Genomic DNA, 15,805 nt, shown 5'->3' with positions numbered 1-15,805 from the left:
AAGGTATTTGAGAACACTATGTATGACTTAGCTTTACTCGTGGCCAGTTGTGCGCTACTTGGCTGTGTAGTTGGCTTTTTAGCTGGGCTATTAGGGATAGGCGGCGGTTTAATTATTGTGCCTGTTTTAAGTAGCTTATTACTGATGTTTGACGTTACTTCACCTGATCACGTATTAGTTATTTCTATTGCAACATCGCTAGCCTCTATTTTATTCACTTCTACTTCTTCAGTCTTGGCTCATCATAAAAATGATAATGTGCCGTGGCAAATTGCACCGTGGGTTATGTCGGGTGTAGGCTTAGGCGCGTTAATAAGTGGCTTTGCCGCAAGTTTAATACCCGAACAAGCATTACGCAGCGTGTTTGCAATAAGTGTTGTATTTATTGCAGGCAGAATGGTGTTGGCATCACGTAGTAAATCGCTTAAAGAAAAACCGCTACCAAAAGGGATTATTTTAGGGAGCATTTCTGCTCTTATGGGCGCGCTTTCTGGTTTAATAGGTATTGGTGGCGGCGCACTTATTGCCCCTATGCTTAATTACTTTTCAGTTGATATGAAAAAAGCGATAGGCTGTGCATCAGCGAGCGGCATTGTTATCGCACTATTTGGCTCTATTGGTTATATAAGCGCAGGCTGGCAGGTAACCGATTTAGCCCATGGGTTCGCAGGGTTTGTATACTTACCTGCATTATTTGGTATTGTAATAACATCGTGGTTTGTGGCGCCCTTAGGGGCTAAAGCAACTCATTATTTACCTGTTAATATAATAAAGAAAATTTTCGCGGTGTTGCTTGTGCTCATCGCACTTAAAATGGTTTTTAGCTAAAGGTTTATTTATGGCACTTGAGTTTCCTCAAATCGATCCAATAATTTTTTCTGTTGGACCGCTAAGCGTACGTTGGTACGGTTTAATGTATTTAATTGGTTTTGCATTTGCGATGTGGTTTGCTAATCGTCAAGCCGAAAAACCAAACTCTGGTTGGACTAAAGAGCAAGTTAGCGACTTGCTTTTTTACGGCATGCTAGGGGTTATTTTAGGCGGCAGAATTGGCTATGTATTGTTTTATCAGTTTAGCTACTTTTTAGAAAATCCATTATATTTATTTAGAATTGACCAAGGCGGTATGTCTTTCCACGGCGGAACATTAGGGGTTATTACCGCTATTATACTATTTGCCAAAACCCGCAAAAAATCACTATTCGCAGTGGGAGATTTTGTGGTGCCGCTGGTTCCGGTTGGCTTATTAGCAGGGCGTATTGGTAACTTTATAAATGGCGAGTTATGGGGCCGTGTAAGCGATGTGCCATGGGCAATGGTTTTTCCAACGGGTGGGCCGCTTGCGCGTCACCCATCGCAGTTATACGAAGCCTTTTTTGAAGGGCTAGTCCTGTTTTTAATTTTATTATGGTTTATCAAAAAGCCTCGCCCTGCAGGCAGTGTAGCCGGTGTATTTTTATTAGGGTACGGCGTATTTAGATTTTGTATTGAATATTTCCGCCAACCAGATGCGCAGCTTGGCCTATTTGCCGATTTTATCTCAATGGGTCAAATACTCTCGTTACCTATGATAATTGGTGGCCTAGGGCTATTAATTTGGGCGTACAAAAAACCGCAACCTGTAACCGCAGCAAAGGCATAGTAAGAACAGATCATGAAACAATATTTAAAATTATGTCAGCGCATCGTTGACGAAGGTGTATGGGTAGAAAACAAACGCACAGGCACGCGCTGCTTAACCGTTATTAATGCCGACTTAGAATACGATGTAGGTAATAATAAATTTCCTATGATCACCACTCGTAAAAGTTACTACAAAGCCGCTATAGCAGAGCTTTTAGGTTACTTACGAGGGTACGATAGCGCAGCGCAATTTCGCGATATAGGCTGTAAAACCTGGGATGCAAACGCAAACGATAATAACGCATGGCTAAATAACCCTAACCGCAAAGGCGAGGACGACATGGGCCGCGTTTATGGCGTGCAAGGGCGTAATTGGCAGCGCCCAGATGGCTCAACGCTCGATCAGCTTGCTAAAGTAATAAATAACTTAAAAAACGGGATTGATGACAGAGGTGAAATAATTACCTTTTATAATCCTGGTGAGTTTGAGCTTGGTTGCTTGCGCCCATGTATGCACACGCATACGTTTTCGCTGCTTGGCGACACGCTGTATTTAACATCGTATCAGCGCAGTTGCGATGTGCCGCTGGGCCTTAATTTTAATCAAATTCAGTGTTTTGTATTACTGGCATTGGTAGCGCAAATTACCGGCCATAAAGCAGGTAAGGCGTATCATAAAATTGCTAATGCGCATATTTACGAAAACCAGTTACCGTTAATGCGCGATGTGCAGTTAACACGTGAGCCGTTTGACTCACCGCAATTAAATATTAACCCAAACATAAAATCACTAGAAGATATAGAAACATGGGTAACACGAGACGATTTTGAAGTAGTAGGCTATCAATGCCACGAACCAATCCAATATCCGTTTTCAGTATAATAAGATTAAGGAGAACAAGATGAAAGCAGTGATCCCCGTAGCAGGCCTTGGAACGCGTATGTTACCTGCCACAAAAGCTATCCCTAAAGAGATGCTCCCAGTGGTAGACCGCCCGCTTATTCAATATGTAGTAAATGAAGCGGTAGCAGCAGGCGTTAAAGAGATTGTACTTGTAACGCACTCAAGTAAAAACTCTATCGAAAACCATTTTGATACCAGCTTTGAACTAGAAGCCACGCTTGAAAAACGTGTAAAGCGGCAATTACTTGCCGAAGTACAGGCAATTTGCCCTAAAGATGTGACCATTATTCACGTACGCCAAGGCGAAGCCAAAGGCTTAGGTCATGCAATTAACTGTGCAGCGCCAATTATTGGCAACGAACCCTTTGTGGTTATTTTGCCAGATGTAATTGTTGATGACGTAGAGAGCGACCTTAAAAAAGACAACCTAGCAGAGATGATCGCCCGTTTTGAAGAAACTAAGCACAGCCAAATTATGGTTGAGCCAGTACCAATGGACGAAGTAGACAAATTTGGTGTTGTTGATTTAGGTGACGTAGAGCTTCACCAAGGTGAAAGCTCGCCAATTATTAACATGGTAGAAAAACCGCCAATAGATGAAGCACCTTCAAACCTATCGGTAGTAGGGCGTTATGTATTAAGCGAAAACATTTGGCCACTGCTTGCTAAAACGCCGCAAGGGGCTGGCAACGAAATTCAACTTACAGATGCAATTGCCATGCTAATGCAGCAAGAAAAAGTAGACGCGTACGCAATGAAAGGGCGCAGCCACGATTGCGGTAGTAAAATAGGCTACTTAAAAGCAACGATAGAGTTTGCTCTGCGCCGCGACGAGTTTGCAGATGATTTAAAAACATTTATTAAATCGTTAATTTAGTTTTTATTAAATTACCCACCAAGGCGCCTGTTTAGGCGCCTTTTTTAGTGCTAAATTATTAATACCAAAATAGGTAAGGCTTTACTTAATTTTAACGCCGCCAGTAATAAAGATGGTCTACGCTTAATTATGTTCTGAATTTGACTTGCGTTATATAGCAACATAACGTAATTTATATTGTAAAGTTTATGTTAATTGGCATCAAAGTTGTATTAAAAGCCAAACTCACGGAAGGGTCATGTTAATTTTATCTAAGCAGGTAAATTAGCGTGCGGGAGCAAAAATCGCTCATTGTTTAAATTGCTAAGTTAAACGCTTTCTTGTGAGAATGTTTAACTGAAATGTAAGTGCACAGGCACTGCTTTCAGGATAACGGGTACATGCTTAAATTAAAAAAATACTATAAACACTTTTTTGTATGCCTTTTTACGCTTACGTTTGGCACGGCGTGCTCTATTACGCCTACCGCTAAACCTGCTGTTGATAATGAAATACCTAACACCACGCCCGATTACGTATCGATAACTGCACTAGAGCTTGCGCAATTAAAAGATGCCGCAATGCAATGGCAGCAAGCACGCGCCGGTATAGAGCGTATTTTAAAGCTTGAAAAAGAAATTACTTACCTGGTTAATCATATAGATATAATAAACTCTAAAGCTATTGCACAATCTAATGCAAGCCCTGCCTACAGCAGCCGTTACACTCGCACGCCTTCGCGTACAACCAGTAATAAGCCACGTCGTCAGCAAACTTACAAAGCTGCTAACAATAACCAAAAGCAAACTATAAAGCTTAATACCCCTAAACATGTATTTGCATTACAAGTTGCCTCGGTTGATTCTAAGCAGGATGTAGCCAAGGCTTGGCAAGAACTAAATACCAAAGCAGCGCCACTATTTAGAGATAAAATATTAACCAACGTAGAAACCGCAAAAATAAATGATAAAACCTTTTATCGCTTAAAGCTTGGCTCCTATAAAAACCTTAAAAATGCCAAAGCCGACTGTGAAGTATTTAAAATGTATAAGCTCGACTGCATTGTAAGTAACTACACCGATAAGCCAATTAAACTTTAATAGTGATACTAACCCGCAATAATAAATAATCATTTTATGGGGCTAATCGTGTTGCGTTCTGCGTTAATAAATCTCGTTTAGAACAACTAAATAGCGAATTTTTTTGTCTAGCTATCAATACGTTTTACTATCCTCAAAATAGATTACTTAATTAAGCTAATTGGTATAAAAGCGCAATAGGCCGTAGCACGCGTGACTTGCTAAGCGATGATTGGCTGTTAAAATAGCGCCCACTCTTACCCATATTAACAACATACTTATGCTGCACTACAAGGATTTTTTAGCCACATTAGTTTTAGGCTTTGCATTAGCAAGCAGTGCTCACGCACTCGCAACGGCCCAAAAGCAGGCGGTGCTCATTAAAAAAGATGACTTAGCCGTACTAAAAGAGTCAGCGCAGCAGTGGCAACAAACCAAGCCTCAACTAGAAAGACTGTTAAAGCTAGAAAGTGAATTACAGCGCACAGTAGATAAATTAAAACAACTTAACGCGCAGCCAAAACTGCAGCAAACTAACCACTTAGCTGTTGTAAATACAAATGCGCTGTTTGCTGTGCAAGTGGGGGCATATAAAAATAAAGCGGTACTTGAAGCGGCTATAAAGCAATTTCAATCGGCCTCAAATAAGCTTGAAGTAAATACCGAGCAAGTACTGATTGACCAGCACATCTTTTATAGATTAAAGCTTGGTGCGTTTAAAACAAAAGAAGCAGCAAACGATGCATGTAAGTTATTAATAAACAATAATACTTGCTTTGTAACCTACTACGTCAAAACGCCTCAAAGTTAATTAACCTGAACTCTGGTTAAGAGCCTTACTAGCATATTGAACTATCTTGATACTTAAATTTATTATCTCTGGCTAGAGATAGGTTTATTATCCAGAGTTTAGGTTAATTAGGCATAATAATTGCTTTATCCTCGGTATGTTTTGAAGAGGACGGCAACTATGCGCCTTTTACTGCCTTTAGTATTGTTAAATTTAACTGCTTGCAACTTGGTTCCGCCCCCAGAGCCGAGTGTGCCTACTGACGCGCCAAAAGCAGCAATGGCCCCCTATACCGTTAACGAGTATGTAGCAAATCTAGCCTCGCAGCTTAACCATGTAAATGGTGCTTTAAATGCCAATGCGCGCATTGGTGTGAGTAGCTTTTTTTATGCGGATGCTTTAGATACTAAGCTAGTAGCAGGGCAGGCCTCGGGTTTGAGCTTACAAATTCAAGAAAGCTTATTAACGCAATTTACCCAGCTTGGCTATCATACCGTTGAGTACCGCCTTGGCAATAACCTTATATTAGCGCAAAACGCAGACAGCATATTAAGCCGCGACTTAAGTAAATTACGCAATCGCCAAAATATTGACTTAGTCATCACCGGCACTGTAACGCGCCAACAGCATGCTTACATAGTTAATGCACGACTCGTTAATATTGAAAACAAGCAAGTACTGTCGGCAGGCAGCACAGAGATCCCTATAAATGTAATGTGGGGAAACGAAAAAATTCAGCAGCGTGACGGCTCTTTGTACCGCAGCGAATATTAATCAGGAGCACACCATGAGAAACCTATTAATTACCCTATGTTTGCCATTAGGCTTTGGCTGTTCGCAAATGTTAAATTCGCTACATTCAGAGCCGGAGCAAGTTGAGCAAGACAATGCAGCCCAGCTTGTTTCAGAGCAACGTGCGGTAAAAGCACCTGCACCAAATGAAGCGTTATTTCAGTCTAATTTAAACAAGCAAAGTAACTACACCAAAAGTGCCCCCGCAAAACGCAAAAATATAAACCATTATGTGCGCGGTATAATGCAAGACATGGTCGAAAACCTGCAATACGTAAACGACAAAACGCCACTTGCCGTTTCTAGCTTTGTATTTTTAGATGATGACTACAGCGATGGAAGCCTGTTAGGTAACCAAATAGCCGAAAGCTTCATGCACGAGCTGCATAGTTTTGGAGTACCGGTTATCGATTTTAAAACCACCGATTATATGCGAGTAACCCCCGCAGGCGACTTTGTATTTAGCCGCGACTACCTAGAGCTAAACCAAGATCAAAACTTTAATTACGTATTAGCAGGAACACTTGTGAGCCACCAAGGTGGCGTACTGGTAAATGCACGAATAGTGGGCATTAAAAGTAAAGCGGTAGTGGGCAGTGCGCAAGGGTTTATTCCTCAATCAGTGGTTGATGCGCTAAACAGTAGCTATCGCACCGACGGAATTATGCTTAAACAAGCAAGCGAGTGAGGTTGACCATGTTTTACAAACTATCTGCTATAGCGGGGCTAACGGCAACGTTAGCATTAACTGGCTGTTCAATAACGCAAAATAATGAGCATAACGAAAGCATAAACACGCGCTCAGATTACACCGTGGTAACGCAAAGTAGCCAACTAAAGCCTATGTATGCCAACCAATCTGTGCAGCAGCAAAGTGAGTACGACACAGCAAGGCAGTTTACACCGCTTAAACACCACAAAACGCTGGCAAACTATGTAGAGCAAATGGCGCTGGATTTAGTCGATACGCTTGAAGCCGAAGCGCCCGATAACAACAGCATCAACATAGCGGTTACCACCATTGTAGATTTAGACGCATCGCTTAATAAAAGTAATCAGTTGGGTAATCAATTAGCAGAGACGTTTATTCATCAGCTGCAAAAATTTGGCTACGGCGTGGTAGATTTTAAAACCATGGACAACATTGATGTATCAAACAGAGGCGACTTCGTGTTATCGCGCGATATAGAAAAGCTAAGCGAAAGCAGCATGGCTAACTATGTATTAGCAGGTACGTTAATTTACCGCCCAAATGGCGTAGCAGTAAACACCCGCGTTATAAATGTTCACAGCAAACATATTGTAGCAAGCAGCCGTAAACTCATACCGCTGTACGTGTTAAACAAAGAAGATATATATTTATCAAGCAATTAAGTTAATTTTAGCTTGATATGAAAAACAAAATGCCGTTATAATTTTTGTAAGCTGTAAGCTGTAAGCTGTAAGCTGTAAGCTGTAAGCTGTAAGCTGTAAGCTCTATGCGGCCTCTTAGTTAAATGGATATAACGGCCCCCTCCTAAGGGGCAGTTGCAGGTTCGATTCCTGTAGGGGCTACCAATTCATGTTTTCCATAGTAATTCATATTAGTTCATATTGACTCGTACCAAGTCAACTTCCCTTCTTATCTCTTGTATTTAAAGGTTTTGATAGTATCTCCTGAACGAACTTAAACGTTCATGATGGCTTTCTATATTCCATATCTTTAGTTACACTCATAGTTACACCGAATCGTTTTGTCGATTTTGATGTAACTAAAACCGCTGTAATTCAGTTAAGCGGATGAAAATTAAAGGAAGAATGCGGATCGTGATTTTAGTATCCCATTTTAAGGGTTGGCTACCTGTTCGATAGTGGAGTGAAACGTGCCTAGATTAACAACCCCTTTGAATGATACGCAGATAAAAAATGCGAAACCAAAAGCAAGTGAATACCTGTTGTCGGATGGTGGCGGGTTAGGTTTGCGTATAAAAAAGAATGGCTCTAAAACGTGGCTGTTTAATTACTACCGTCCGCACATCAAAAAGCGAGCTCAAATAAGTTTTGGTGTTTACCCTGCGGTACCATTAGCAGCGGCTAGAAAAAAACGTGATGAGGCAAGGGCGTTACTTGCTGATGATATTGACCCTAAAGAATACAGGGAAGAAATTCAGAGTACCAAAGCAACTGAGGCAAAGAATACCTTTGAAGCAGTAGCAACTGAATGGCTAAAGCTAAAAACAGTAAAAGTAAGTGAGCGGCACTCATTTAACATTTTACGAGGATTTGAAATACATGTTTATCCCGCGCTTGGTAAAGTGCCGATAAGTAAATTATCCGCACAGTTAACCATTGAAACGCTGCGCCCTTTAGAGGCAGCGAATAAGCTCGATATGCTAGGCCGCTTATGCCAGCGTATTAATGAAGTGATGGATTATGCGGTTAATACTGGGCGTATGCCGATCAATCATCTTCACAGTATCGCTAAAGCGTTTGATACTGTTAAGCATACGAATATGCCTACAGTAGCCCCTGAACAACTGCCAATGCTTTTAGCAACCGTTAACGATGCTCGTTTAAAGCTTATTACTAAATGCTTATTTGAGTGGCAGTTACATACAATGGCTAGGCCGTCAGAGGCAGCGGGGGCAATGTGGAATGAAATTGATTTTGATAATCGAGTGTGGAATATACCTGCTGAGCGTATGAAAAAGCGCAAACCGCAAGCAATCCCTTTAACTCCGCAAGTATTAGCCCTATTAGAGTATTTAAAACCTATTAGCGGCCATCGTGATTTTATATTCCCTTCTGATAACAACCCACGTACCCACCTAAGCCGAGAGACATTAGGCGCAGCGCTCAGGCGTATGGGCTTACAAGGCAAACAGACAGCCCACGGCTTACGCGCACTAGCTAGTACCACTTTAAACGCACAAGGTTTTGACTCTGATTTAATTGAGGCAGCACTAGCGCACGTTGATAAAAACCAAGTACGCGCAGCCTACAACCGAACCGACTATTTAGAGCGCAGACGTAAAATGATGTGCTGGTGGTCTGATCATATTGAAGCGGCTAGCAAAGGTGATTACTCGGTCACTGGTAGCCAACATTTAAAAGTAGTTTAAGGATTAGCTAATGGACGAATTTGTAACTTTTAATGCTGCTTTGGCTTTGATTTCTTCTAATAAAGAAACAGATATAAATGTAAAAGCGATTGAATTAATCGACCTTTATTTGAATGGTGATATTGATTTATATATCGAGCTAAGCGGCAAGCGTGGAAAGCGGAGTTTTCCATATAGCCCACTACCGCAAGCGTATAACCCGTTAGATGATTTGCTTCGTCTTTTAGAGGATGGAAAGGGAGAGGATGGGGGGCTGGTCGGGTATGTACCAAATGAGCTTATTGAAAAGTCTTTTGTAAGTAGTGTCGAGGGAATGCCCAGGCATCGAATTAAGCACTCATATGATTATGAATGCTCATATTTATCAGAAGATGAGCTTTATAAGTTAGAGGGCGTTTTTAGAGTTCCCCTGGACGAAGGGAGTTATTACTTAGAGCGTTTTAAAAAAGTTCTATTTTATGGTGAGGGAGATGATGAGTTAAGTAAGAGAGGTATTGATCTGCCAATGGGCGGGATTGGTAGAGTTGCCTCATTAGACGGACAAATATGGACGTTATATTGCCATGAAACGCATAAATCCAACATGCTTAACCTAAAAGATGCTGAGCCGCATCCAGATATAATATTTCCTGATATTAATGTGTTTTTGCTGAGGCGTGATCAGGTTGTATCGGTTGATAAAGTAAATTCAGAGGTTGTTAAACGACCTAATGCGGCAAAAAGAAATCAGGATACTCGTAATCAGATACTAGAGGCCGCTCTATACGAGTTGGCAAATAATTACAAAGAGTGTTTGAAAAGTGGCGTAGTTATGGCTTCAAAAGTAGTAGAGGCTTTTACCTTAAATCATAAAGCTCATTGGCCTGATGGTTGTGGAGTTGATAAGGAGACAGGGAGAATTAAAGACGTTCCTTTAAGTGATGAAAGGATGATTAGACTTGTTAGAGGCGCAATTAAAAAGAAAAATTGAAATTTAATTATTATATATCAGAGTATTAGGTTAGCTAACAGTTAACTAACGTTAGCTGACAGGAAATTTATTTTTAACCTCTTAATATTCGCCTTGACCCAATAAAATAGAAGGTGAAAGGCGATGACAGATAGAATTTTAAAATTAAATGATGTTGTGGAAATTACTGGCGCTAGCGTATCTACGATTAACCGCTGGGAAAAGGCGGGTAAGTTCCCTGCTAGAAAAAAGCTAGGTATTAAGGCTATGGGCTGGCTTGCTAGTGATATTCAAAAATGGATGGAAAGCTTACCCGGTGCTAATGAAGTGAAAGGGGCGGCCTAGTGAAAGGGAGCAGCGGCAAAAAAGCCGCCACTCAAGCCAATTCAGCAGCCAATGATAATAGCCCAAAAAAGCCGAGAACGCAGCCAAAGAAAGAGCGAGCATTTATTTATATTCTACAGCACCCCAAAGGCGCTACAGAAAACGATATTTTGCGTAACGTTGGCCTATCCAGTGGTAGGAACTACTTCACGCAGTTAGAGCGCTTGCATGGTTTTGAGTTAACGCGAGTGAATGATGAGAACCCAGACGGTATAGGTACTCACCTTAGATATAGCTTTTCATCACCAAAAATAGCAGCGGCAATTTTGAAAGAGATTAACGCGAGCCGAATAAGGCGAAAAGCAGCAGTATTAAGCAAGGAGCAAGAGGCGGAGTTGCTCGCGCCTTTTAATCGTTTGCCATAAGTAATTACTAAAGTATTGCCACTACTGGCTATTAAAAATTTAATTAATAAGGAACAGGATAATGACTACAAACAATATGAAACAGGATGCGAGCATTTCGGCGGATAACTTTGACTATCTTGACAGAGTAGTAAGTCAGGTACATAGCCTAACAGTGTTTATTACTGCTAATGATAACTACAAGTCTATGACAGAGACCACATTAGCAAACTTACTTTGGACGGTTAGCGATCGCATAGGGGGAGTTTTAACGGATAGCGTTGATATGTATTTTGGTGAAATTCCTAGAGAACAATTGAAATTTGAGCAGCTTTTAATTCAGGCTAAAACGGTGCTGGACGCTTTGCGTAATAGTGAGGGGTTTGGCGGATTGCTTGGAGGTCATCTGAGTAATGTAATTTGGCTGGTGGATGGTCTGCTTGAGGATGCTATAAAAGAATTAGGCAAAATGTCTACTCGTTCTGATGAACAGGCCGCTTAATAAAAATATGCGCCACCAGCATATTAAATCAACTTTGAATTATCCCTTGGTAGTGATCGTGGCCAAGGGAAGCCCACCTAAGAAAATAGCCTAAAAAACCTATGTACCAGTATTTTTATGTAAGCGAATACTATCGCTGTGTGCTTTGTCGTTTATGGCTTTTTGTTAGTGAAACAATATGAACACTCAAAGTCGGTTTTTTACCCTCGAAAAAAGGCTATTTTTGAAGATGCGCCCCAGTAGAGGCGTTATAGCTATGGATAGTAGCTACTAACAATTAACTGGGTATTTAATAATATCTACGGCTCATGAATGACTAACCAACTAACCATAAATAACAATGATAAAGGGTATGAACACATTTTTGTCCACGGTGAAAAGGGCTGGTGGGTAAACGCTGGAAAAAGCGGTTTAATGGTTAAGCCTATGCGAGCTATGCTAGACCAAATTGAGGCCATGTTGAGTAGCCATAGCCGTGTAATGTTAATTCGTTTTGATTTGCGTATGGAGTCGTACACGCCAGATAACAAAATCATCACTGTATTTAACCGTAGGCTGTTTAAATGGGTTAAGGCTCAATATGGGGTTAGTCGTATTGGTTTTGTATGGTGTAGAGAGCTTGAGAGGGCAAAACGTCAACATTACCACTATGCGCTTATGCTAGATGCGTCAAAAGTTAACTATCCAAACAGCATAACCAAGAAGGTTTTACAGATATGGGGCGAGCTTAACGGTTCGGCTTATGTACCAAAAAATTGTTATTACATCATGAAGCGCGATTGCTTGGAGTCACAGCAAGAGGCTATTTACCGTATATCTTATTTAGCTAAAGCGCGTGGGAAGGGCTACAAAGCTACTCAGGCTAAAAATTACGGTGCTAGTAGGATAAAGCCAAGGGCTAATGAGTTTTGAAATGCTTTGCTACGTTAAGAATAATTAAGCTATATTTAGCTGTTACTACAATTAAATGGAATTAATAAAATGAAAAAATTAAGTGTTGTGTTGCTTAGCTTGGCTCTTCCAGCTTGTGCGGGTCATGAGTTTATAAAAACAGGCGAGAGTCAAAATTATACAGCTAAGAATGAAGATTGCGGTGTAACAATATTTAGGGCCCCACCAAGAGGTAAGCAATACCAAGAGCTAGGTATTTGTATGGCATCGGCACCTGGAGGCGGAATAATATCTGATAATACACCGGATGCTATAAGAGAATTACAAAAGTGCGCTTGCTTGCAAGGAGCTGACGCGATTGTGTTAAGTGGCATAAGTGAGGCGGGTGCTGTTGGTTTTGTTACAGGCCCATCTCAACAGAAAGTTAAAGCAACGGGTATAGCCATAAAGTACAGAGAGTAGGAAAAGCTGAGCATGCAATAATACTTTGACGCCCTTAATTAATTTAAGGGCGTTTTTTGTTGCTTTTAACTAATTTAAAGCGGAACAGTGCGGAACAAATGGCGGAACAATTAAAATTTTAAGTGGTTGTTTTTTATTTGGTAGTTATTTAATTCGGAACAAATGAGGGTGTAAATAAACGATTTGCTCTTTTGGTAATGAGTAGAGCTTAAGTGCGCACTAGTAAAATGCGCACTCATAAATTATTAACCACATGATCCCCTAGGCTATTTGTTGTTTAAGCTGGGTGATAACTACGTCAATTTACGATTTAATGCGCAGCTTTAAGTATTTATAGTCACAGTATCAATAAAGCTAACTAGTTTAGGTGAGTCTTGTTGCTGGGCTTTGCCCTGTCTCAAAGGCGTTGTCGTAGTTTAGATTGGTGTTGTTTGTTGCGTTGTAAGTGATCACGTTGGTGTCTTTAACGTCTATTTCAGGCATCTTATTGTTGCTGTAGTAACTGCCAGCGGCACCAGCCAGCGCACCAGCAGCGCCTAGTACTGAGTCAGTATTTTTTCTGCTGTTGCTAGCATCGTTAATGGCTTTTTTCTGTGAGCTTGCCGCTATATCACTAAGCGTTGCTGTTGCCTCTTGTGATTGCCCTTGACCCATTGCCATTACATTGCTCATTTTGCCTATGTAACGCTCTTGGCCGGCCACTTGTGATCGTGACTTAGCATCGCTTGTTACTGACGCTTCATTGTCTGTTATATCGCTAAGTCCTTGCTTGAATTTGCCGCTATTTGGGTTTATACCGCTGGATTCCATGCTTGCTAGTGTATTGTTAGTGCCTTCTGAGAATGACTTTTTATAACCAAGGTTAGTATTCTCGGCTATATCATCGTAAACACTTGCGTCATTGGCTTGCTTAGCATCATCGATAACCATGTTTTCAAATGGCACAATGTTATCTTGGTAGTAGCCCCATTCCTCGGCATATACTTTTGCTAGCTCTTTTTCATATTCGGTTTCTTTAACGTCACCACTGGACTTACCCATAACAGATCCTTAGTAATATTTAATGTGCGGATTTAAAGTGAGCCAGCAACAAAGCCAACCGCTGCCCCAATAGCAGTGCCCCAGCCTGGCATTATTTGTGTTCCAATCATTGCGCCTGAACCGGCGCCACTAAGTTGGGCGCTTTTCTGCTGCTGATCTAAATTATTATTTTTCATTTCACGGTTTTGCTCTAAATCTGACAGGGTTTTTAATGATCCTGTCGCTTTATTCTTAGTGCTTTGCCCCGCTTGCATAATTGAATAGCTCATAAGTCAGCCTCGATGATATTGAGTGATATTTAAGAGGTAGTTTACTGATGTATGGATATTATGCAATTTGATAGTTTTAGCCCTTCCTTGGCTTGTACGTGGCTATGTATGCAAATACAAATATTGCGGCAGAGAAAGAGGCCGATGTGATTATAAGGTCAATATACTGACTTCCGTGGTCTCCAATAATTATGAATAGAACAAATGAAGTCAGGCCAATTGATAATGATCTTTTTAACGGTTTTTTCAATCTTACTCGAGAGTTATCAATTTCAATTTGTTCTAGCCTTATTTCGGCCTGTGTAGGCTTGGCTTTGTAAGGTGGGTATAGGAACTGCCTAGTTAAAGCGAATATCTCCAAAGGTAAGAACGCAACTATAAACGCTCCGACAATTAACCCAACTACACCATGCTCTTGTTTAAGATATTCGAATACAGAAAGCTTACTTTTGCCAGCTACAAAATTTGTGGGGTTGGTTTCGCTATAAACGATGTATAGCTGGGTGCCAACCCTTACTTCTTCACCGAAGTCTATTAGCCCTTTGTGTCCACTAAAAGCTATGAGGTGGTCATAGTGCCTATTAGTACGGCCTTTGCGTCCGCTTGATTCACTGTATTGATATGCTATTACTCTAGCTGTGGTTACTTTCCCGTTTTGTGCCAGGTCATAACTTTTTAGGATGCTGCCTGATGAGTACCAAATGACCAGTATCAGAAATGATGAGTAGGCGGCTATCTTAAATATTAATTTAATTCGTTCCATGAATAATTGTCCTTTTTTATTGGTGGCTCAATAATTCCACTTCTAATGTGAGGTGTAAATAATATTAGCAAAGTGGTGACAAAAAGTTTTAGTTACACTGGTAGTTACATCGGAAGTATTTTGTTTTTATTAAGTTGTTAATTTTCATGTGCTTGCTGGTTTGGTTTGGTGTTTGTAGGGGCTACCAATTAAATCAGAAACCTAATGCAATATTAGTAGCTCTTTTGTGCCTGCGTAGGTCGGATAAGCGAAGCGCCATCCGACACAGTAAAATACCTTACCAATTATTATCAATATTTTATGCTGTCGAGTGACAGGAGAGTGCCAATTGCGTACACTAAAACGGGTGAGGAGCATTGTCCTTGTTAAATTTCTTGTTATGTGAGCTTACTCTGAAAAAGGCTTATACCAACTTCTCTTGTAATCAAGAGTAATATTAATAAAGTCAGGATAAATATACAGGTTTTTAACCTTATCTACTCCTTTTACCTCTAAGGTTAAATACGATGACTTATATGGGTTATCTCTAAAGTCAGGTGCTGAGCGATGAAGACCGACTTTAACACTCAATGTATTCTTACCCTCTATGAGGCTATAGGCATCATCAACTCCTACTTTATTATCAAATTCGCCATTATTAGCTACAAAAAACAATCTGGTGTGATCTTCAGTTCCTTTCACATAGTTGTAACTAACTTTAAGTAAAGAGTGGCTCTCATTATTACTAATAACCTCTATTTTGCAGACACTAGTTTTGGTTGAACATTCATTTTCATAAATTACCCCCGTTTTTCCTAGGTTTACAAATAAACTTCCTGATAATTTCGTTGAGTTAACAAAGAAGTAAAAACAAACTAAGAGCAATATAAAAACGGAGGTAAAGATAATTTTCTTCATAGGTTATCCATAACGTTGATTAAAATTCACATAGACATAATGACTCCCACACGGTGTTAGCCTCCGCTTTTCGTGGGTTAGCTTAATTCAAAGCCAGAGCCATAATTAGTTTGTCAATTAACTAAACAGCAGAGGCTAACATGAATAAACATAGCATA

Annotated in this window: 20 protein-coding genes and 1 tRNA gene; 17 read left to right on the top strand and 4 right to left on the bottom strand. The window is 40.5% G+C overall.

Annotated features, from left to right (window positions below):
- The first annotated feature begins 18 nt into the window (after nucleotides 1–18).
- From PSH50_RS05045 to PSH50_RS04965, 17 genes are all read left to right on the top strand, one after another.
- Nucleotides 19–828 carry a sulfite exporter TauE/SafE family protein gene (locus PSH50_RS05045; protein ID WP_054982694.1) on the top strand — a complete coding sequence of 270 codons (810 nt, stop codon included), beginning with the start codon at nucleotides 19–21 and terminating at the stop codon, nucleotides 826–828.
- A 10-nt stretch (nucleotides 829–838) separates the two neighbouring features.
- Nucleotides 839–1,642, top strand: coding sequence for a prolipoprotein diacylglyceryl transferase (gene lgt / locus PSH50_RS05040; protein WP_004586242.1), 804 nt, complete (start codon nucleotides 839–841; stop codon nucleotides 1,640–1,642).
- 12 nt (nucleotides 1,643–1,654) lie between these two features.
- Nucleotides 1,655–2,506, top strand: coding sequence for a thymidylate synthase (locus PSH50_RS05035; RefSeq protein WP_004586243.1), 852 nt, complete (start codon nucleotides 1,655–1,657; stop codon nucleotides 2,504–2,506).
- A 19-nt stretch (nucleotides 2,507–2,525) separates the two neighbouring features.
- The gene (gene galU, locus PSH50_RS05030; RefSeq protein WP_121637835.1) at nucleotides 2,526–3,404 is read left to right on the top strand and encodes a UTP--glucose-1-phosphate uridylyltransferase GalU; all 879 of its coding nucleotides are present in this window, start codon (nucleotides 2,526–2,528) and stop codon (nucleotides 3,402–3,404) included.
- Between the two features lie 380 nt (nucleotides 3,405–3,784).
- Nucleotides 3,785–4,483 (top strand): SPOR domain-containing protein, encoded by a 699-nt coding sequence (locus PSH50_RS05025; RefSeq protein WP_029771919.1) that lies wholly within the window; start codon nucleotides 3,785–3,787, stop codon nucleotides 4,481–4,483.
- A 211-nt stretch (nucleotides 4,484–4,694) separates the two neighbouring features.
- Nucleotides 4,695–5,273, top strand: a complete 579-nt coding sequence (locus PSH50_RS05020) for an SPOR domain-containing protein (protein ID WP_273609341.1) — start codon at nucleotides 4,695–4,697, stop codon at nucleotides 5,271–5,273.
- A 159-nt stretch (nucleotides 5,274–5,432) separates the two neighbouring features.
- A complete protein-coding gene (locus PSH50_RS05015; RefSeq protein ID WP_273609340.1) occupies nucleotides 5,433–6,026 on the top strand; it encodes a FlgO family outer membrane protein in 594 nt (197 codons plus the stop codon).
- Nucleotides 6,027–6,039: 13 nt separating this feature from the next.
- Nucleotides 6,040–6,732: a FlgO family outer membrane protein gene (locus tag PSH50_RS05010; protein WP_004586248.1), complete on the top strand. Its 693-nt coding sequence runs from the start codon at nucleotides 6,040–6,042 to the stop codon at nucleotides 6,730–6,732.
- Nucleotides 6,733–6,740: 8 nt separating this feature from the next.
- Nucleotides 6,741–7,418 carry a FlgO family outer membrane protein gene (locus tag PSH50_RS05005; RefSeq protein WP_273609339.1) on the top strand — a complete coding sequence of 226 codons (678 nt, stop codon included), beginning with the start codon at nucleotides 6,741–6,743 and terminating at the stop codon, nucleotides 7,416–7,418.
- A gap of 108 nt (nucleotides 7,419–7,526) precedes the next feature.
- Nucleotides 7,527–7,601 (top strand) — tRNA-Arg (locus PSH50_RS05000).
- A 305-nt stretch (nucleotides 7,602–7,906) separates the two neighbouring features.
- Nucleotides 7,907–9,145, top strand: a complete 1,239-nt coding sequence (locus tag PSH50_RS04995) for an integrase domain-containing protein (protein WP_273609338.1) — start codon at nucleotides 7,907–7,909, stop codon at nucleotides 9,143–9,145.
- Nucleotides 9,146–9,155: 10 nt separating this feature from the next.
- A complete protein-coding gene (locus tag PSH50_RS04990) occupies nucleotides 9,156–10,115 on the top strand; it encodes a hypothetical protein (RefSeq protein WP_273609337.1) in 960 nt (319 codons plus the stop codon).
- A gap of 123 nt (nucleotides 10,116–10,238) precedes the next feature.
- Nucleotides 10,239–10,439, top strand: coding sequence for an AlpA family transcriptional regulator (locus PSH50_RS04985; protein WP_121637829.1), 201 nt, complete (start codon nucleotides 10,239–10,241; stop codon nucleotides 10,437–10,439).
- Nucleotides 10,439–10,843, top strand: coding sequence for a hypothetical protein (locus PSH50_RS04980; protein WP_273609336.1), 405 nt, complete (start codon nucleotides 10,439–10,441; stop codon nucleotides 10,841–10,843). Before PSH50_RS04985 ends, PSH50_RS04980 begins: the two co-directional genes overlap by 1 nt.
- A 61-nt stretch (nucleotides 10,844–10,904) precedes the next feature.
- Entirely contained in the window at nucleotides 10,905–11,324 is a 420-nt protein-coding gene (locus tag PSH50_RS04975; protein WP_273609335.1) for a hypothetical protein, read from the top strand.
- 312 nt (nucleotides 11,325–11,636) lie between these two features.
- Nucleotides 11,637–12,236 (top strand): inovirus-type Gp2 protein, encoded by a 600-nt coding sequence (locus PSH50_RS04970; protein ID WP_273603018.1) that lies wholly within the window; start codon nucleotides 11,637–11,639, stop codon nucleotides 12,234–12,236.
- A gap of 69 nt (nucleotides 12,237–12,305) precedes the next feature.
- Nucleotides 12,306–12,677 carry a hypothetical protein gene (locus tag PSH50_RS04965; protein ID WP_273609334.1) on the top strand — a complete coding sequence of 124 codons (372 nt, stop codon included), beginning with the start codon at nucleotides 12,306–12,308 and terminating at the stop codon, nucleotides 12,675–12,677.
- Nucleotides 12,678–13,040: 363 nt separating this feature from the next.
- Here PSH50_RS04965 and PSH50_RS04960 read toward each other — a convergent pair whose 3' ends face one another.
- From PSH50_RS04960 to PSH50_RS04945, 4 genes are all read right to left on the bottom strand, one after another.
- Nucleotides 13,041–13,718 (bottom strand): hypothetical protein, encoded by a 678-nt coding sequence (locus tag PSH50_RS04960; RefSeq protein ID WP_273609333.1) that lies wholly within the window; start codon nucleotides 13,716–13,718, stop codon nucleotides 13,041–13,043.
- Between the two features lie 32 nt (nucleotides 13,719–13,750).
- Nucleotides 13,751–13,987: a hypothetical protein gene (locus PSH50_RS04955; protein ID WP_273609332.1), complete on the bottom strand. Its 237-nt coding sequence runs from the start codon at nucleotides 13,985–13,987 to the stop codon at nucleotides 13,751–13,753.
- A 76-nt stretch (nucleotides 13,988–14,063) separates the two neighbouring features.
- On the bottom strand, nucleotides 14,064–14,750 hold the full coding sequence (locus tag PSH50_RS04950; RefSeq protein ID WP_273609331.1) for a hypothetical protein: 687 nt from the start codon (nucleotides 14,748–14,750) through the stop codon (nucleotides 14,064–14,066).
- 387 nt (nucleotides 14,751–15,137) lie between these two features.
- The gene (locus tag PSH50_RS04945) at nucleotides 15,138–15,647 is read right to left on the bottom strand and encodes a hypothetical protein (RefSeq protein WP_273609330.1); all 510 of its coding nucleotides are present in this window, start codon (nucleotides 15,645–15,647) and stop codon (nucleotides 15,138–15,140) included.
- Nucleotides 15,648–15,805 lie beyond the last annotated feature (158 nt).

This window comes from Pseudoalteromonas sp. Angola-7, assembly GCF_028599255.1.
GTDB lineage: Bacteria > Pseudomonadota > Gammaproteobacteria > Enterobacterales > Alteromonadaceae > Pseudoalteromonas > Pseudoalteromonas atlantica.
Note: the sequence above shows the minus strand (reverse complement) of the source record. Positions and strands in the feature narration are given on the sequence as shown.